This window comes from Rhizobium sophoriradicis, assembly GCF_003939025.1.
Classification (GTDB): Bacteria; Pseudomonadota; Alphaproteobacteria; order Rhizobiales; family Rhizobiaceae; genus Rhizobium; species Rhizobium sophoriradicis.
Genome location: NZ_RQIH01000004.1, coordinates 190152 through 207720 on the forward strand (window position 1 = coordinate 190152; position 17569 = coordinate 207720).

Below are 17569 nucleotides of genomic sequence, written 5' to 3' on the forward strand. Positions count from 1 at the left end.
CTCGCCCCAGACTTCCGGAGACCTTCATGCCCAATGACATCAGACCTTCGCTCGGCCTTCGCCCCGTCATCAACGTATCCGGCACGATGACCAGCCTCGGCGCCTCGATCGTCGTGCCGGAGGCGATCGCCGCGATGACCGCGATCCTGCCGCACTTCGTCGAGATCAACGACCTGCAGCGCAAAGCAAGCAGCGTCATCGCCCGGCTGACCGGCGGCGAGGCCGGCTTCGTCACCGCCTCCTGCTCGGCCGGCATTTCTCTCGCTGTCGCCGGCGCCATTACCGGCGATGATCTGCTGGCGATCGAGAAGCTGCCGGATGCCGTGCCCGAGAAAAACGAGGTGCTGGTGCAGATGGGCCATGTGGTGAGCTACGGCGCGCCGGTCGATCAAGCGATCCGGCTTGCCGGCGGCAAGGTCGTGCTGGTGGGGCAGGCGACCTCGACGCACCGTTTCCACATGGAGAAGGCGATCACCGACAAGACCGCCGCCGCCGTCTATGTCGTCTCCCATCATGTCGTCGATTACGGCCTGCTGAACCTCAAGGAATTCGTCGAGATCGCCCATGCCAAGGGCGTGCCTGTGATCGTCGATGCGGCGTCGGAATATGATCTGAGGATTTTCCTGGAGCAAGGGGCTGATATCGCGCTCTATTCCGGCCACAAGTTCCTCGGCGGCCCGACCTCGGGCATCGTCGCCGGCCGCAAGGAATTGGTGCGCCATGCATTCCTGCAGAATATGGGCATCGGCCGCGGCATGAAGGTCGGCAAGGAAAGCATCTTCGGCGTCATGGCGGCGCTGGAAGCCTGGGAAAGCCGCGACCATGCCGGCATCCGGGAGCGCGAGACCGGCTATCTCAATCTGTGGAAACGCACGCTTGACGGTCGCCCCGGCATCACCGCGCTGATCGAACCCGACCCGACCAACAATCCGCTCGACCGGCTGCGCCTGATCGTCGATCCCGAACAGGCGCATATCACCGCCTGGGATCTCGCCGATGCGCTGGCAAGGGGCAACCCGCCGATCATCGTGCGCGACCATGAAGTGGAGCACCGCTACTTCTATCTCGACCCGTGCAACCTGCATCCGGGCCAGGAGGTCATCGTCGCAAACCGCCTGGCCGAGGAACTCGACAAGGCGCGCGCTTCCAACGAGATCATCGCAACCCCGATCGAAAACCGCAGCAGGCATCGCTTCGACGGCTTGCTGCGCTGGCCGGACTGATCCGCCGTTCTCATCCGCCGCAACAGGAGCCGACATGGGCAGCGTCCAAGCACAATCGATCGAGACCGCCATCCCCGTTCTTTCCGTCGAGGGGCTGACGACGTCCTTTCTGGTCGACGGCGCCTGGAAGCCTGTCGTGCGCGACGTTTCCTTCACCGTGGCGCCCGGCGAAACCGTGGCGATCGTCGGCGAATCCGGCTCGGGCAAGAGCGTGACGTCGCTGTCGATCATGCGGCTGCTGCAGGCGGAGGTCAGCCGCATCGAGGGCCGCGTCATGCTCGGAGGGCGCGACCTGCTGGCCCTGCCGGAACAGGCCATGCGGCAGGTGCGCGGTAATGAGGTGGCGATGATCTTCCAGGAGCCGATGACATCGCTCAATCCGCTCTTCACCATCGGCGACCAGATATCCGAAGCGCTGCTCTGCCATTCCGCGATGAACAAGGCCGATGCCAGGGCCGAGACGATCAGGCTCCTGGAAAAGGTCCGCATTCCCTCGGCCGCCACGCGCTTCGACGAATATCCGCATCGTTTCTCCGGCGGCATGCGCCAGCGGGTGATGATCGCCATGGCGCTTGCCAGCCGGCCGAAACTCTTGATCGCCGACGAGCCGACGACGGCGCTCGACGTGACGATCCAGGGCCAGATCCTCGATCTCATCAAGATGCTGCAGGAAGAGGAGGGGACTTCGGTTCTCTTCATCACCCACGACATGGGCGTCGTCGCCGAGATCGCCGACAGGACGGTGGTGATGTATCGCGGCGAACAGGTCGAGAGCGGCCCCACCGCCGATATTTTTCACCGCGGCAAACATCCTTACACCAGGGCGCTGCTGTCGGCCGTGCCGGTTCTCGGCTCGATGCAGGGCCGTCAGCGGCCGCTGCGTTTTCCGGTGGTCAATACGGCGACGGGCGAATCGGACATACCGGCCGAGGCCGCCGATACCGTCGCCGCGAGGCCGGTGCTTGAGGTCAAGAACCTCACCAAGCGTTTCGACATCCATTCCGGCCTGTTCGGCCGGCTGACCAGCCGGGTGCATGCGGTCGAAAACGTCTCCTTCGATCTTCATGCCGGCGAAACGCTGTCGCTCGTCGGTGAATCCGGCTGCGGCAAATCGACGACCGGGCGCGCCATCATGCGCCTCATCGAGCCGCAGGCGGGTTCCGTTCTCGTCGAGGGCAGGGAGGTGGTCGGCCTCGACAGGAAGGATCTGCGCGAGATGCGCAAATCCGTGCAGATGATCTTCCAGGATCCCTTCGCCAGCCTCAATCCGCGGATGACCGTCGGTGCTGCGATCGCCGAGCCCTATCTCGAACACCGGATGGGCAATTCGCAGCAGGCGAGGGACGTCGTCGCCGACCTGCTGGTCAAAGTCGGCCTCTCCCCAGATATGGCTTCGCGCTACCCGCATGAATTTTCCGGCGGCCAGCGCCAGCGCATCTGCATCGCCCGGGCGCTCGCTTTGCAGCCGAAGGTCATCGTCGCCGACGAAAGCGTGTCGGCGCTCGATGTTTCGATCAAGGCGCAGGTCATCAACCTGATGCTCGACCTGCAGCAGAGCCTCAACCTCGCCTTCCTGTTCATTTCGCACGACATGGCGGTGGTCGAGCGCGTCAGCCACCGCGTGGCGGTGATGTATCTCGGCGAAATCGTGGAGATCGGCCCACGCGCCGCCGTCTTCGAAAATCCGCAGCACCCCTATACCCGGAAACTCATCGCCGCCGTGCCGGTGCCCGATCCCGACCGCCGCCACGAAAAACGCATGGTGGCGAATGACGAGATCAAGAGCCCGATGCGTGCCGTGGACTACCAGCCTCCGGCCACCTTCTATCGTGAAGTCGGGCCGGGCCATCTGGTGATGGCCGACCGGTAGCGAAAGGCGTTGGGAGTTGCCTAACGGGCCGGCGGCGCATAAAGCAGATGCAGAGACACCTGCCTGGAAAGCCGCATCGATGAACAAGACAGATTATTTTTCGAAGCTCGGCGGCCTGCCGCCGCAGACCCAGCTGCTTTCCGGCAGGGCGGTTTTCACCACGGCTTACGCGGTCATCCCGCGCGGCGTCATGAGCGATATCGTCACCAGCCTCCTTCCGCATTGGACCGGAACGCGGGCATGGGTTCTCTCCCGTCCGCTTTCCGGCTTCTCCGAGACCTTCTCGCAATATGTGGTGGAGGTTCAGCCGGGCGGCGGAAGCGACCGGCCGGAGCCGGACAAGCGGGCCGAGGCAGTGGTCTTCGTCGTCGAAGGCGGCATGACGGTGGAGCTCGAAGGTGTCGGCCATACGCTGCGCGCCGGCTCCTTCGTCTATATTCCCGCCGGTTCGGCTTGGCGTCTGAAGAATGACGGCTCGGCCGCAGCAATCTTCCACTGGGTCAGAAAGGCCTTTCAGGAGGTCGAGGGGCTGGAGCCGCCGCCGGCGATCGTCACGCATGAGGACGACCATCCGATCCGGGCCATGCCCGACACCGACGGCCGCTGGGGCACGACCCGCTTCATCGATCCGGCCGATGTGCGCTACGACATGCACGTCAATATCGTCACGCTGGAACCAGGGGCGGTGATCCCCTTCATGGAAACCCATGTGATGGAGCACGGTCTCTATGTGCTGGAGGGCAAGGCCGTCTATCGCCTCAACCAGGACTGGGTCGAGGTCGAGGCCGGCGATTTCATGTGGCTGCGCGCCTTCTGCCCGCAGGCCTGTTACGCCGGCGGCCCCGGCCGCTTCCGCTACCTCCTCTACAAGGATGTCAACCGGCATATGAAGCTCTGGTAGCATCGGTGCGGTTCGCGCTGGGAGCGAATGGGCTGCTCCCGGGCCTCTTTTCGCTGATCCGTGAGAGGGAGAGGCGCAGCCAATCGGCCGGCAGCAGAGAAATGGTCGTTCGCTGTTGCACCCAATCATCGGGCGGCCTTGATACGATGAAATCCATAACTTTTGACCAGCGTCGGTTTGGCGCCGAGCTCAAAGCGAAGCTGCTGCCTGATATTCGTTCTGTGCAGGGCTCGTTTGAAATCGAGCGGGCTCAGCACGCGCTGAAGCTCGTCGCGATCGCGCATCATCATGACATTAGGCCTTCTCTGCAGCGACCTGTGGGCGTTTGGTCAGCGGCTCAAAGAGAACTCGCCGCGCCCGCAATGTGCCTGCCAGACCACCTGTGATCGTTAATCCTGCATATCTGCCCGTGGTGGTTTTAATTTTTTTTTCCTTGTTGCCGATCGAACACAGGCATTTTGCCCGTCCTAGTTTAAGGATAGTGAAAAAGATTTGGAGATAATGAATGCAGGAACTTCATTCCGCCTTTGCTTCGTGCACCTCCCGTTTGTCGATCTTCGCTGCCGTATTCATCGGAGGCTCATTCCTGGCGCCGGCGATGGCGTTTGCCGACTGCGTCACCTTTGGGGGTGTCATCAGCTGCGACACGACTGCTCCCAATCCTTATACAACCACGGTCGGCGCCGGCAATTCTGCTGCTGGAGACAACATCACCGTCAATGTTGGAGCCGGCGCGCAGATTGCCGTCGGCGACATGAATGGTATCAGCCTGCGCAACGGCGCGGTGATCACCATTTCCGGTGGGGGCCTTGTTAGCGCGACGGCAGTCTCCACCCTTGGCAATTACAACACGGGTGGGAACGCCATTGAGGTCAACAACAATGGTACGGTGACGATTGAGCAGGGGGGGGCAGCTACTTGCCCTTGGGTCGCAGAACAGTGCTGAAGCCGTAAATTTCCAGGGCACTGGCAATGTGCTTACCAACAATGGCCTAATCGATGCGAACAATGCTGTCGCTATCTGGTCGCAGAACACGTCCGGCCTGAACACGGTCATCAACAATGAAACCGGAATTATCGAAGCGGGCAACGGAACAACCAGCACCGTCATCGGTGGATCGGGCGCCGGAGCGCTCGACTTCACCAACAAAGGCATAATTCGAGGCAGTATCAATCTAGCCAATGGCAATGATATCTTGCGCCTCTATACCGGATCGAGTGTCACTGGCAATTTTACCGGCGGCGGCGGGACTGACGCGATCTTCCTCAGCGGCGATGGGCAATCGTCCATGGCCGGCAACTTCACCGGGTTTGAAAGCCTCATTAAAAACGATCTCGGAAGGTGGACGCTGACAGGTACCATTACCGGCGTCACGGTCGCTACGGTTCAGAACGGCACGCTTGTCCTGACGGGGACGAACAGCAACTATACCGGGCAGGTTATCATCGATCCTGCCGGCATATTGGAAGCGCGTGCGCAGGCTCTCCCGACGCAGCTTGTTCCCGCAAACAATATCGCCAACATCACCAATAACGGCCTTGTCCGGTTTACTCAGCCCGATAATGGCACCTATGTCGGTCAGATCGTCGGAACCGGTGCCGTCGAAAAGACCGGAGCGGGCACCCTTACGCTCGATCCCTCGGTCGCGGCGGGCAATACCTATTCCGGAGGAACCTTTATCAATGGCGGCGTTGTCGCGGTCGGCGCCGACAATGCCCTGGGTGCTTCGACGGGCGGTGTCAGTTTCAATGGCGGCACCTTGCAACTCAACAGCAGTTGCGACTTATCGGCCAGTCGCGCAGTGACTTTGAATGTCGGGGGCGGCACGATTAATACACAGGCCTTCGATTCGACCTTGGCACAGGGTATAACCGGGCCCGGCGGACTTACGAAGACGGGATCAGGGTCTCTGGTCCTGACGGGCAACAGCGATTATGCTGGTGGTACCGTGATCTCAGCAGGCACCCTCCAGCTTGGAAACGGCGGAACGAGCGGCTCGATCTCTGGCAATGTGTTGAACAACGGTCTCCTCGCGTTCAACCGCTCGGACGCTTTTTTAGTGCCCGGGATTATTTCCGGTTCGGGTGCCGTGGAACAGAACGGTTCGGGCACCACGGTCCTCGCCGGCAACAATACCTACACTGGCGGAACCACCATCAACGCCGGGACACTGCAGCTCGGCAATGGCGGCACGTCGGGCTCTATTGTCGGAGATGTTGCCAACGACGGTTCACTTGCATTCAATCGCTCGGACAGCATGAATTTCGACGGCGTGATATCCGGCTTGGGTAACGTCAGGCAGATCGGCGGCGGAACGACAATTCTGACCGCACAGAATACATATTCAGGTGCAACGACGGTCGAGGCTGGAACGCTTGCGGCTGGGACCACGAACGCCTTTAGCTCCACTTCGTCGACTTCTGTGCTTGCTGGCGGGACCCTCGATGCGGCCGGATTCGATCAGACCCTTAGCGTGCTCACCAATGCCGGATCGGTCATTGTGGGAGGCGCCCCGGGAGCAACACTGACTGTCAGCGGTAACTATGTGGGCGCGGGTGGCACTTTACGATTGAATACGGCGCTGGGCAATGACGCGTCAACGACCGACCGGCTTGTGGTTGCGGGTAACACGTCAGGATTGACGACGCTTGTCGTGAACAATGTTGGCGGCAAGGGAGCGCTGACTGTGGAAGGGATACGGGTGATCGATGTTGCTGGCTCTTCCGCCGGCAGCTTTGCCCTTGACGGAGACTATCTCTTTCAGGGCGAAGAAGCCGTTGTCGGCGGCGCCTATGCCTACCGGCTCTACAAGAATGGCATCGCAACGCCAAACGATGGTGATTGGTATCTGCGTTCCGCTTTAGGCGATGCGGCTGACGCCGCATCATCGCCGCTCTACCAACCCGGTGTTCCCGTTTACGAGGCCTACGCGCAGACATTGCTGGGCCTGAACGGGCTGCCAACGCTGCAACAGCGTCTTGGAAACCGCTATTGGTCAGGAGCTGGCAACGGAACGCTGTCCCAGGGTGACGGCCCTGGAACGATCGAGCCGGCCCCGCAGCCGTCTGAGGGCGGACCGACCCTCGTCGAGGGAGGCGGCGTGTGGGCACGCGTCGAAGGCGCACATCAAAGCTTTGACCCGAGAACGTCAACGAGTTCCGCTGATTACGATTTGGATACATGGAAGTTCCAAGGCGGCTTGGATAAGCAGCTTTACGAAAGCGGCAGCGGCACACTCATGGGAGGCATCACGGCTCAGTACGGCAAAGCGTCCGCAGATGTGTCCTCCGTCTTCGGCGATGGCACGGTCAATACCGACGGCTATGGCGTTGGCGCTACGCTGACCTGGTATGGCCAGAATGGTTTCTATCTTGACGGGCAGGCGCAGGCGACATGGTATGATAGTGACCTGTCTTCCGACTTCCTGGGTGGGCTCTCGAGAGGGAATGGCGGTTTCGGCTACGCCTTCAGCTTGGAAACCGGTGAAAGATTTGCGTTGAACCAGAGCTGGACGCTTACCCCGCAAGCTCAGCTCGCATATTCCAATGTCGATTTTGATAACTTCACGGATCCCTTCGGCGCCAATGTTTCTCTCGGGAGAGGCGAAAGCCTTAAGGGCCGTCTTGGACTTTCGGCGGATTATGAAAATACCTGGGAGGGCGCTTCAGGAACGACGACCCGCGCGCTTCTTTATGGCATTGCCAATCTTTATTACGAGTTCCTTGACGGGACGGAGGTTGGAGTATCAGGCGTGGACTTTGCCAACGAGAGCGACCGCACCTGGGGTGGTATCGGCGCGGGCGGCAGCTATAACTGGAATGACGACAAATATTCCCTGTATGGCGAGGTTTCCATCAACACCAGCCTGTCCAACTTCGCGGACAGCTACAGCCTCACTGGGACTGCCGGGTTCCGGGTGAAGTTCTAAGGACATGTCCCGACGGAACTGTGAACCTGACGGCCACGGATCTATGGTGAAACCGCCCATCGGTGGTTAAGCCCCAGCGTTTTTTGTCCACAGGTTCATTCGCCGTTGAGCGCAACATTCGATGATGGTGAGAGGAGAGGCGTGGCGGGGAAACGTGGAACAGATTGGCGTGGGGTCGGCAGCATCAAGCTTTGCAAGCGCTGCTTTAAGGCGTTCGATCGTCGCCGGATTGGTCATGAAATCCTCCCTCGTCCCGGACCATGAGCCCGTCGCACATAGCCGCTCTTCTCGCTGTTGGTCTTCACCACTGGACTTGACTGTTGCTCCTGGCGCTCCTTGATAAAGCCAGAACGTCGCTGAGCCGCTTGTTCTCGGTGATCGCCGTCGCTGGGGCACCACCCGCTTCAACGACCCTGCGGATGTGCGCTTCGACATGCACGTCAATATCGTCATGCTGGAGCCGGGCGCGGTGATCCCCTTCATGGAAACCCATGTCATGGAGCATGGCCTCTATGTGGTGGAAGGCAAGGCCGTCTATCGCCTCAACTAGGACTGGGTGGAGGTCGAGGCCGGCGATTTCATGTGGGTGCGCGCCTTCTGCCCGCAGGCCTGCTACGCCGGTGGCCCCGGCCGCTTCCGTTACCTCCTCTACAAGGATGTCAACATATGAAGCTCTGGTAGGCAGTATCGCACACCTGTCCGGTTGCTTGACAGCTCTTTCGAATGCCCGCATCGTCTCTCGATGCAGGATATGGATTCATGGCTGTCGGAGAAGAAAGAGATAAGCCGGAGAAACGCTGCCCAAGCGGTCTTCGAAGATGTCCGCACGGCCATTATCGATCGGAAACTGGCTCTCGGCACCCGTCTTCCCTCGGAGGTGCAGCTCGCCGAACGCTACGGCATCAGCCGGGCCATCGTGCGTGAGGCGCTTCGCTCGCTGCAGACGCTGGGGTTCACGCAAACCAGGACGGGGCGGGGCACTTTCGTCGTTTCGGAGAGCCCGGCGCGGCAGCTCGGCGGCGGCGCCTATTCCGCCCGCGATCTCATGGAGGCGCGCCCCTGCATCGAGATCCCGGCTGCCGGATGGGCCGCACTGCGGCGCTCGCACGCACAGCTGGCGTCGCTCTCATCCTTGTGCGACCGGATGGACGACGAGGAGGACGTCCAGACATGGGTGCGGATGGACGCGGAGTTTCATGGCGAAATCGCCGAAGCCTCGGGAAATGCGATCTTCCGGAAAGTCGTCGCCGATGTCCGCGGGGCACTTTCGACGCAGTCGGAACTGGTGGAGCATGTTCGCGGCCGGCGCAAAGCCTCCAACGCCGAGCACCGCCGGATTCTGGAGGCGATCGCCGCAGGCAGCGAGGCGGATGCGCGCGCCGCCATGGCGGAACACCTGCTGGAGGTAAAACGGTCCATCATCGGGATTGCCGATGAAAAGCGATCTGCGCTGAAGGTATGATGTCAATTTGCATCCGGAGATCCGGCTGCGCTGCCGATCGAATGCAAAGCGATGAACGATCTAGAAAACTGGTTATCCGACTCCGCGATCCTCAGCCGAAAAAGTGCCTCGGAACTGGTCTTCGAGGAGTTGCGCAATCTCATTCTTTCCGGCCGCTTTGCCGCCGGCTCCAAGCTGCCGTCGGAAGCGAAGCTCGCCGCAAAATACGGCGTGAGCCGCCCGATCGTGCGGGAAGCGCTACGCTCGCTGCAGATTTTGGGACTGACGGAGACGCGGACCGGGAGCGGAACCTATGTGCTCGCCGCCGCCGGCGACGGAGATATCCGTTACGGTGATTATTCGGCGCGGGATCTGATGGAGGCGCGCGCCTTCGTCGAGGTATCGGCTGCCGGCTGGGCGGCGCTACGCCGAACTGACGATGAGCTGTCCCGGTTGCTTCAGCTGTGCGACCGGATGGAGCAGGAAGAAGATACCGGGGCCTGGGTGCGCCTCGATTCGGATTTTCACGGGCTGATCGCCGAGGCATCGAAGAATGCCGTCTTCCGCGACATTGTCGATGACGTCCGCGAGGCGATGGCGCAGCAATCCGGCCTGCTGACTGCGTTTGGCCCACGGCGTGAGGAATCGAACGAAGAGCATCGCGCCATCGTCGAAGCCATCCGCAAAGGCGCGGAGGCCGAGGCCGAGGCGGCGATGGAAATTCATCTCAAGAAGGTCGAGGCGGCGGTCAGCCGCATCATCGGCGCCGAGCCGCGCTAAGTCTGTCGCGCCTTGAACGAAAGCGTAAAGAAGCGACGTCATCCAGCCGCCAAAGACTGGCTTTCCACAGGCGGTGGATATGCATCCTGAGATAGCAGCAGGAAAATCCTTGACTGAAGGGTAGTTTTCCTTTTAATCGCCAAACCTGTCAGACCGCATAGCAGATTAACATCTTTATGGCATCTCGCGGAGGAGCGGCCTGGAGGTTGCCGACCGCGGATAGGGAGGAGAAATGACAGTGATGCAATCCAACAGAAGCGAGGCCGAGGGCCAGGTCTTTGCCGAGGAGGATCTCGGCTACCACAAGGCGCTGAAGCCGCGGCAGATCCAGATGATCGCCATCGGCGGCGCCATCGGCACGGGGCTGTTTCTCGGTGCCGGCGGCCGGCTTGCCGCTGCCGGTCCGGCACTTGTGCTGGTCTATGCCCTGTGCGGCTTCTTCGCCTTCCTCGTTCTGAGGGCTCTCGGCGAACTGATCGTCCATCGCCCGACCTCGGGCTCGTTCGTCTCCTATGCCCGGGAATTTTACGGCGAAAAGCTCGCCTTCGCGGTCGGCTGGATGTATTGGCTGACCTGGGCGATGACGGCGGTCGCCGACGTCACCGCGGTCGCCCTCTACATGAATTTCTTCAAGGCCTATGTCCCCTGGATCGCCATGATCGATCAGTGGGTGTTTGCGCTGGTGGCGCTGGTCCTCGTCCTCTCGATGAACCTCCTGTCGGTGAAGGTCTTCGGTGAACTGGAATTCTGGTTCAGCCTCGTCAAGGTCCTCGCCCTCCTCGTCTTCCTGATCGTCGGCGTCTACTTCGTCGTCACCGGCACGCCGATCGACGGCCATGTTCCGGGCATCAGCACGATCACCGATTTCGGTGGCATGTTCCCGAACAGCATCCTGCCGGCCCTGGTGGTGATTCAGGGCGTGGTCTTCGCCTATGCCTCGATCGAGCTGATCGGCACCGCCGCCGGTGAAACCGAAAATGCCCGCAAGGTCATGCCGCGGGCGATCCGCACGGTCGTGCTGCGCCTCGTGGTCTTCTATGTCGGCTCGGTCCTGCTGCTGTCGCTGCTGCTGCCTTATACCGCCTATAAGGGCGGCGAGAGCCCGTTCGTGACCTTCTTCGGCAAGATCGGCATCCAGGGCGCCGACGTCGTCATGAACCTCGTGGTGCTGACCGCCGTCCTGTCGTCGCTCAATGCCGGCCTCTATTCGACCGGCCGCATCCTGCATTCCATGGCGATATCAGGCTCGGCGCCGGCCGCACTGGCGAAAATGAACCGCTCCGGCGTGCCCTATGTCGGCATTGCGGTGACGGCTGTCGTGACCGCCTTCGGCGTCGTGCTGAACGCCGTCGTTCCGGCAGAAGCCTTCGAGATCGGCCTGAATGTCGCCGCCCTCGGCATCATCGCCGCATGGGGGGTGATCGTGCTCTGCCAGCTCAAGCTGTGGCAGCTGTCGCGGCAGGGCAAGCTGGCGCGGCCTGAATTCCGAATGTTCGGCGCGCCCTATACCGGCGTGCTGACCCTGGGCTTCCTTGCCGTCGTCGTGATCCTGATGGCTCTCGACTATCCGGTCGGAACCTACACGGTCGCTTCTCTGGCCCTGATCATTCCGGCGCTGGTGGTCGGCTGGCTCTTGATGCGTGAGCGCATCCACATGCTCGCCGCCGAACAGGGCGAGGATCGCGGCGGTTTCGATCTCGCCTGATACACCCAAGCTTTCTCCGGCGGCGCAGTCGCCGCCGGGGTGCGGCATGAATGGAGAGAGACATGAGTGAGGATTTCGTCGTCACCGATCGTGGCGGGATCGTCGAGAACAGGCACCGCGTCCACGCGGCGGTCGTCGATGCCAAGGGCAGGCTGCTCTACACGCTCGGAAATCCGGCGCGCCTGACGCTTGCCCGCTCCGCCGCCAAGCCGGCCCAGGCGCTTGCCATCCTGGAGACGGAGGGTGTCGAGCGTTTCGGCTTCGATGATGCGGATATTGCGCTGATGTGCGCGTCCCACAGCAGCGAAGAGCGGCATATCGCGCGCACGCGAACCATGCTGTCGAAGATCAAGGCCGAGGAGGCCGACCTTCGCTGCGGCGGCCATCCTTCGCTGTCGGAAACGGTCAACCGCGTCTGGATCAAGCAGGACTTTATCCCGACGGCAGTCTGCAGCAATTGTTCGGGCAAGCACGTCGGCATGCTTGCCGGCGCCCGGGCGATCGGGGCAGGCATGGAGGACTACCACCTGCCGGATCATCCGATGCAGGGGCGGGTCAAGCGCACGCTCGCCGAACTCTGCGATCTGGACGCCCGGGAGGTCGAATGGGGGATCGACGGATGCAATCTCCCGACCCCCGCCTTTGCCCTGGACCGCCTGGCCCGCATCTATGCCAAGCTTGCCGCGGCAGCCGACGGGGAAGAGGCGGGCGAGGCTTCGTCGACGCGGGGGCCGGCACTTGCCCGCATCTTCCAGGCAATGGCGCGCCATCCTGACATGGTTGCGGGCGAGGGACGCTACTGCACGCTGCTGATGCGCGCATTCAACGGTGCCCTCATCGGCAAGCTTGGAGCCGATGCCAGCTACGCGATCGGTGTGCGGGCCTCGGATGAAACCCGGCGATTGGGAACGGACGGGGCGCTCGGCATCTCGGTCAAGATCGAGGACGGCAATCTTGAAATCCTTTACGCCGTCGTGACGGAGCTCCTCGAGCGGCTCGGCATCGGTTCGCCTGAGATCCGAAGCCGGCTCGCGCCGTTCCATCATCCCCCGCGCGTGAACACGATGGGTGTTACAACAGGCGGCGTGTCTTTTCCATTCAAGCTGCGCGGATCGAAGCCGCACGAGGACGATCCTCGTCCTGCCGCTCTGGCCCGATGACACCTCCGGACGCGGCCATTCCGCCGCGTCTGCGCCCATCCTCTTCTTCATCCCGTCGCCGCAATGCGTGCTTGCAGCGCCCCTTTCGAAAGTTCCTGCCATGACGACATCCGATATGACTGCTATCCGCGTTGAGCACGACCTGATCGGCGATCGCGACGTACCGGCCTCGGCCTATTACGGCGTGCATACGCTGCGCGCGGTCGAGAATTTTCCGATTACCGGTCAGACCCTGAAAGAATCGGCGGATCTGATCGCATCGCTGGCGGCGATCAAGCAGGCGGCGGCTGAGGCCAATGTTAGCCTCGGCCTTCTGGATCGGGAGCGGGCCGACGCCATCATTGCGGCCTGTATCGAAATCCGCGACGGAGCGCTGCACGACCAGTTTGTCGTCGATCTGATCCAGGGCGGGGCGGGAACCTCGACCAACATGAACGCCAACGAGGTGATTGCCAACCGGGCGCTCGAAATCCTCGGCCATCGCCGCGGCGACTACCAGCACCTGCATCCGAACGAGCACGTCAATCTCTCGCAATCCACCAACGACGTCTATCCGACGGCGTTGAAGCTTGCCGCATGGATCGGCGTTCACCGTCTGGTCGACGCCATGGCGATCCTGCGCCGGGCATTCGAGGCCAAGGCGGTCGAGTTCGCCGACGTCCTCAAGATGGGCCGTACCCAATTGCAGGACGCCGTGCCGATGACGCTCGGGCAGGAATTCGGAACCTACGCGCTGATGCTGGCGGAGGACGAGGCGCGCCTTTCCGAAGCGGTCTCGTTGATCCGCGAGATCAATCTCGGCGCGACTGCGATCGGCACCGGCATCACCGCCCATCCTCGCTATGCGGCGCTGGTGCGCGAGCGCCTGTCCGAAATCGTCGGCGTCGATCTGGTGACGTCACCTGATCTGGTGGAGGCGACGCAGGATTGCGGCTCCTTCGTGCAGCTTTCGGGCGTTCTCAAGCGTGTGGCGGTCAAGCTTTCCAAGACCTGCAACGATCTGCGGCTGCTGTCCTCGGGGCCGCGCGCCGGCTTCAACGAGATCAATCTGCCGGCGCGCCAGGCCGGCTCCTCGATCATGCCCGGCAAGGTCAATCCTGTTATCCCGGAGGTCGTCAACCAGGTCGCCTTCGAAGTGATCGGCAATGACGTGACGATCACCATGGCGGCGGAGGCCGGCCAGCTGCAGCTGAACGCCTTCGAGCCGGTGATCTTCTACAGCCTCTATCGCAGCCTGAGCCATCTGACCAATGCCTGCCTGACGCTCGAGGCGAATTGCATTCGAGGCATTACCGCCAACCGCGAAAGGCTGCGGCACATGGTCGAGCAATCGATCGGCATCGTGACGGCGCTCAACCCCTATATCGGCTACCGCAATGCCACCGAGGTTGCGCTGGAAGCGCATCATTCGGGACGGGGGGTCTATGAAATCCTTCTCGAACGCGGGTTGATGCAGAAGGAGCATCTCGATGCGGTGCTGCGCCCGGAAACGCTGACCCGGCCGAGCGAGAAGCTGTCCTTCTCGTAAGGCATGCGGCGCATTTTGCTTCCGGGCGACACTCATATGTGCGCGATCACGCCGCCTTTGCTTGCGGCTTGGCAGCCTTGACGTGGGTTACGCTGCGGCGGCCGTCGATGCTGACGGGAACGTCACCATCGACGGTGGCGCGGCGCACGACGCGGTGCTGGTCGCCATAATCGTTGACGGCATAGTGCTGCGTGGCGCGATTGTCCCAGATCGCCACGTCGCCGGCTCTCCAGCGCCAGCGCACGGTATTTTCCGGAGCGGTGACGTAAGACTGGAACACCTCGTAGAGTCTCGCCGAGTCGCTCTTCGACAGGCCGACAAGGCGCTGGACGAAGTTGCCGAGCAGCAGCGATCTTTCCCCGGTTTCCGGATGGACACGCACAACAGGATGCTCGGTTTCGTAGATCGTCGAGGTGAAAACTTCCTCGAAATGCTTCTTCTCTTCGGCGGTGGCGCGAGGGCGCACGGCTGCATAGTCATAGGCGTTGCTGTGAATGGCCCATAAATTGTCCGCGAGCAGTTTCAGCGGCGCCGCCAGACTTTCATATGCGGCATGGGTGTTGGACCAGATCGTGTCGCCGCCGGCCGCCGGAATGACGACGCCGCGAAGCACGGAGAATTTGGGATAGGCGTCGACGAAGGTGACGTCGGTGTGCCACTGGTCGGCTCTGCCGCCGCCGCGGCTGGAATCGAGATTGAGGATGGAAGCCGTGCCGGCGATCGGTCCCTGGGTTGGATGCGGCACGAGGTCGCCGAGGCGGCGTGCGAAAGCCTCCTGTTCTGGATCGTCAAGATGTCCCTGATCGCGGAAGAAGATCACCTTGTGCTTCAGGAGAAGCTGGTTGATGGCGGACACCGTTGCATCCGAAAGCTCTCCGCCGAGGCGGATACCTTTGATTTCGGCGCCAACACGGCCGGTCAGCGGGACGATATCGGACTCGGGAATGATCTGATTGACGAGAACCGGATTGCTCATGGAAATCTCCTGTTGATTTGGAAGAAGTCGGCAGGTCACATGCACCCAAGGATGCATCCATTGGGCGTTCAAAATCTCAGCGCTGAAGTCGACAGGGCTATGGAACCGCATAATCTACAAAATCTGTAGACAATAATTTCTAATTTTGCCTATTTTCGTGAAACAGCCGCTTCGATTTCCTCGCCTGGCGGGAGGCTGGCGGCCGCTGCCGTTTCTCCGTATCTTCCGCCGGCGGCGCGGGATCGCCGAGCAACATCATGTTTGAGGCCGTAGGTCGGCGCCCGGAAAGGAACTTTCGATGGCAACAGTGAAACTTCTGTCGGATCAAGAGGCCGCAGCCATTCCGGCCGTGCAAGCCGTGTTCGACGACATCAGGGCGACACGCAAGACCGATTTCATCAACAATTTCTGGCGTGCTCTTGCAAACGACCCCGCAAACCTCAAGCGCGTATGGGAGACGCTCAAATCGGTCATGACGGTCGAAGGCGCCATCGATCCGTTGACGCGCGAGATGATCTACATAGCGGTATCGACGGCCAATGCCTGCCAGTACTGCATTCAATCCCACACCGCAGCCGCCCGAGCGCGAGGGATGACCGATGCCCAACATGGCGAACTCCTCACGATCATCGGGCTTGCCGCGCAGACAAATCATCTCGCTCTCGCCATGCAGGTTCCACCCGACCCGGAATTCGAGGTGGGATAGGAAACAACGGACGATTCGCATCAAGGCGTGCGACTGCTCGCCGCAAGGCGTACTTCTACCCGCGGCGAACGAAAGCGAAGATGGGGAACGCGGTTGTATCACTCTGCAGGTTGCGTGAGCGGGAGCGGCGCCACTGCTCGGTCTCCAGTGAGACTCTGCTGACCCGTGCCTACGATCAGTACTGCAGACAAGCTGGCTGCGACCGAAACCCAAAAACCATTGCTCGGGCCGTAAGTGTCGACCACCCAGCCGGAGACGAAGGCGCCGAGCGCCATACCGATCCCAATGCCGGTCATAACCCAGGTCACACCTTCCGTCAGCATCGATTCCGGCACGCGGCGCTCGATGAGCCCGAAGGCGGTGATGAAGACGGGTGAGATGGCGATGCCGCTCACGAAGACTGCGAAGGCAAGGAACCAGACAGAACTGCTGGCGACGAGAAGTGGTAGAGCGGTGAGCGCAAGCACGCCGACGGCGATTAGCAGTTGGCGCTGGAGGGCCAGCTTGGGGTTTATTGCTCCGATTATGAGGCCAACCATGAAAGAGCCAATGGCATAAACGCCGATGACGAGGCTGGCAGCTTCAGGCCGCCCGAGCTCTTTGGTAATTGCAACAGCGCTGACCTCAGCCGTGGCGAAGGTAGAGCCGACAAAGACCAACGCGAGCGTGATAATCTGGACCGGGCGCAACCAGATTGCCGACCGATGGTTGGTGCCCATGTCGACCGGGCGCACTTTCGGTTCTGTTGACCGCTGCACGAGAAAGGCAAAACTGCCGAGCGCCATGAAGAGAGTACTCACGATCATGCCCGCCTCCGGGAACAGCGAGACGGCCAGGCCGACAGAAAGCGACGCGCCAGCGATATAGACAAGTTCGTCCGCAGCGGATTCAAAGGCGAAGGCTGTATTAAGCTCAGGTCTGTCGCGAAAGATCTCCGTCCATCGAGCACGCAGCATTGCTGGAATACTGGGCATTGTTGCAGCAAAGAGTGCTGAGAGGAACAGCGTCCACGAAGGCCAATCCTGGTTTGCGGCCGCGATCAGCGTCCCGAATGCGATCACCGAGACGATGGTGGTGGGGATGAGGACGGCCCGTTGGCCCAGCTGATCCACCTGCCGCGAAATCTGCGGGGAGATCACGGCGTTGGTCAACGCAAAGGTCGCGGAGACAGCGCCGGCGAGCCAATATTCTCCATGAGTCTGAGAAAGCATGGCGACGATGCCGATCGGCGCCATCGCTATTGGAAGGCGGGCGAAGAAACCTGCAGCGGAAAAGCTTTTGGTGCCGGGCGCGCGGAAAATTTCTACATATGGATTATGCATCGGCGTGTTCCGTGTTAGAGCTAACGTC

At 61.4% G+C, this 17569-nt stretch carries 14 protein-coding genes and 2 pseudogenes; 12 read left to right on the forward strand and 4 right to left on the reverse strand.

Features of this window, described 5'->3' with window-relative positions; translation table 11 throughout:
• Nucleotides 1–26 precede the first annotated feature (26 nt).
• The 3 genes from EFR00_RS07865 to EFR00_RS07875 all read left to right on the forward strand — a co-directional run bounded on the left by EFR00_RS07865 (nucleotide 27) and on the right by EFR00_RS07875 (nucleotide 3994).
• Entirely contained in the window at nucleotides 27–1223 is a 1197-nt protein-coding gene (locus EFR00_RS07865) for an aminotransferase class V-fold PLP-dependent enzyme (RefSeq protein WP_009993394.1), read from the forward strand.
• Nucleotides 1224–1257: 34 nt separating this feature from the next.
• Nucleotides 1258–3093, forward strand: coding sequence for an ABC transporter ATP-binding protein (locus EFR00_RS07870; RefSeq protein ID WP_077989637.1), 1836 nt, complete (start codon nucleotides 1258–1260; stop codon nucleotides 3091–3093).
• Between the two features lie 79 nt (nucleotides 3094–3172).
• On the forward strand, nucleotides 3173–3994 hold the full coding sequence (locus EFR00_RS07875) for a bifunctional allantoicase/(S)-ureidoglycine aminohydrolase (protein ID WP_077989636.1): 822 nt from the start codon (nucleotides 3173–3175) through the stop codon (nucleotides 3992–3994).
• A gap of 125 nt (nucleotides 3995–4119) precedes the next feature.
• On the opposite strand, the gene EFR00_RS33295 is transcribed toward EFR00_RS07875, so the two are convergent.
• A complete protein-coding gene (locus tag EFR00_RS33295; protein WP_208655944.1) occupies nucleotides 4120–4281 on the reverse strand; it encodes a hypothetical protein in 162 nt (53 codons plus the stop codon).
• A 218-nt stretch (nucleotides 4282–4499) separates the two neighbouring features.
• Between EFR00_RS33295 and EFR00_RS07885 the strand changes: the two genes are divergently transcribed.
• Together EFR00_RS07885 and EFR00_RS07890 are read left to right on the forward strand one after the other, a co-directional pair.
• Nucleotides 4500–4940 (forward strand): hypothetical protein, encoded by a 441-nt coding sequence (locus EFR00_RS07885; RefSeq protein ID WP_077989635.1) that lies wholly within the window; start codon nucleotides 4500–4502, stop codon nucleotides 4938–4940.
• A 28-nt stretch (nucleotides 4941–4968) separates the two neighbouring features.
• Nucleotides 4969–7923 (forward strand): autotransporter family protein, encoded by a 2955-nt coding sequence (locus EFR00_RS07890; protein ID WP_245435258.1) that lies wholly within the window; start codon nucleotides 4969–4971, stop codon nucleotides 7921–7923.
• A gap of 174 nt (nucleotides 7924–8097) precedes the next feature.
• Here the strand turns inward: EFR00_RS07890 and EFR00_RS07895 are convergent.
• Nucleotides 8098–8305, reverse strand: a pseudogene (locus tag EFR00_RS07895) (ISNCY family transposase); the annotation flags it as partial.
• Between the two features lie 3 nt (nucleotides 8306–8308).
• Between EFR00_RS07895 and EFR00_RS07900 the strand changes: the two are divergent.
• The 6 genes and pseudogenes from EFR00_RS07900 to aspA all read left to right on the forward strand — a co-directional run.
• Nucleotides 8309–8593, forward strand: a pseudogene (locus EFR00_RS07900) (cupin domain-containing protein); the annotation flags it as partial.
• 72 nt (nucleotides 8594–8665) lie between these two features.
• Nucleotides 8666–9385, forward strand: coding sequence for a FadR/GntR family transcriptional regulator (locus tag EFR00_RS07905; protein WP_077989771.1), 720 nt, complete (start codon nucleotides 8666–8668; stop codon nucleotides 9383–9385).
• Between the two features lie 51 nt (nucleotides 9386–9436).
• Complete coding sequence (locus EFR00_RS07910) at nucleotides 9437–10144, forward strand: FadR/GntR family transcriptional regulator (RefSeq protein WP_077989633.1); 708 nt, start codon at nucleotides 9437–9439, stop codon at nucleotides 10142–10144.
• Between the two features lie 232 nt (nucleotides 10145–10376).
• A complete protein-coding gene (locus EFR00_RS07915) occupies nucleotides 10377–11849 on the forward strand; it encodes an amino acid permease (protein WP_077989632.1) in 1473 nt (490 codons plus the stop codon).
• 62 nt (nucleotides 11850–11911) lie between these two features.
• A complete protein-coding gene (locus tag EFR00_RS07920; RefSeq protein WP_077989631.1) occupies nucleotides 11912–13009 on the forward strand; it encodes an asparaginase in 1098 nt (365 codons plus the stop codon).
• Nucleotides 13010–13109: 100 nt separating this feature from the next.
• A complete protein-coding gene (aspA, locus tag EFR00_RS07925) occupies nucleotides 13110–14537 on the forward strand; it encodes an aspartate ammonia-lyase (protein WP_077989630.1) in 1428 nt (475 codons plus the stop codon).
• Between the two features lie 46 nt (nucleotides 14538–14583).
• Here the strand turns inward: aspA and EFR00_RS07930 are convergent, their stop codons facing one another.
• Nucleotides 14584–15513, reverse strand: coding sequence for a TauD/TfdA dioxygenase family protein (locus EFR00_RS07930; protein WP_009983708.1), 930 nt, complete (start codon nucleotides 15511–15513; stop codon nucleotides 14584–14586).
• A gap of 298 nt (nucleotides 15514–15811) precedes the next feature.
• Here EFR00_RS07930 and EFR00_RS07935 point away from each other — a divergent pair, with 298 nt between their 5' ends.
• Entirely contained in the window at nucleotides 15812–16219 is a 408-nt protein-coding gene (locus EFR00_RS07935) for a carboxymuconolactone decarboxylase family protein (RefSeq protein WP_040141237.1), read from the forward strand.
• 98 nt (nucleotides 16220–16317) lie between these two features.
• Here EFR00_RS07935 and EFR00_RS07940 read toward each other — a convergent pair whose 3' ends face one another.
• A complete protein-coding gene (locus EFR00_RS07940) occupies nucleotides 16318–17541 on the reverse strand; it encodes an MFS transporter (protein ID WP_009991029.1) in 1224 nt (407 codons plus the stop codon).
• Nucleotides 17542–17569: the final 28 nt, after the last annotated feature.

Excerpts from the sequence above, each read along its gene's own strand:
- EFR00_RS33295 (WP_208655944.1), bottom strand. The coding sequence starts at position 4,281 with ATGATGCGCGATCGCGACGAGCTTCAGCGCGTGCTGAGCCCGCTCGAT.
- EFR00_RS07865 (WP_009993394.1), top strand. The coding sequence starts at position 27 with ATGCCCAATGACATCAGACCTTCGCTCGGCCTTCGCCCCGTCATCAAC.
- EFR00_RS07935 (WP_040141237.1), top strand. The coding sequence starts at position 15,812 with ATGGCAACAGTGAAACTTCTGTCGGATCAAGAGGCCGCAGCCATTCCG.
- EFR00_RS07940 (WP_009991029.1), bottom strand. The coding sequence starts at position 17,541 with ATGCATAATCCATATGTAGAAATTTTCCGCGCGCCCGGCACCAAAAGC.
- EFR00_RS07870 (WP_077989637.1), top strand. The coding sequence starts at position 1,258 with ATGGGCAGCGTCCAAGCACAATCGATCGAGACCGCCATCCCCGTTCTT.
- EFR00_RS07885 (WP_077989635.1), top strand. The coding sequence starts at position 4,500 with ATGCAGGAACTTCATTCCGCCTTTGCTTCGTGCACCTCCCGTTTGTCG.
- EFR00_RS07930 (WP_009983708.1), bottom strand. The coding sequence starts at position 15,513 with ATGAGCAATCCGGTTCTCGTCAATCAGATCATTCCCGAGTCCGATATC.
- EFR00_RS07875 (WP_077989636.1), top strand. The coding sequence starts at position 3,173 with ATGAACAAGACAGATTATTTTTCGAAGCTCGGCGGCCTGCCGCCGCAG.
- aspA (WP_077989630.1), top strand. The coding sequence starts at position 13,110 with ATGACGACATCCGATATGACTGCTATCCGCGTTGAGCACGACCTGATC.
- EFR00_RS07920 (WP_077989631.1), top strand. The coding sequence starts at position 11,912 with ATGAGTGAGGATTTCGTCGTCACCGATCGTGGCGGGATCGTCGAGAAC.
- EFR00_RS07915 (WP_077989632.1), top strand. The coding sequence starts at position 10,377 with ATGACAGTGATGCAATCCAACAGAAGCGAGGCCGAGGGCCAGGTCTTT.
- EFR00_RS07905 (WP_077989771.1), top strand. The coding sequence starts at position 8,666 with ATGCAGGATATGGATTCATGGCTGTCGGAGAAGAAAGAGATAAGCCGG.
- EFR00_RS07910 (WP_077989633.1), top strand. The coding sequence starts at position 9,437 with ATGAACGATCTAGAAAACTGGTTATCCGACTCCGCGATCCTCAGCCGA.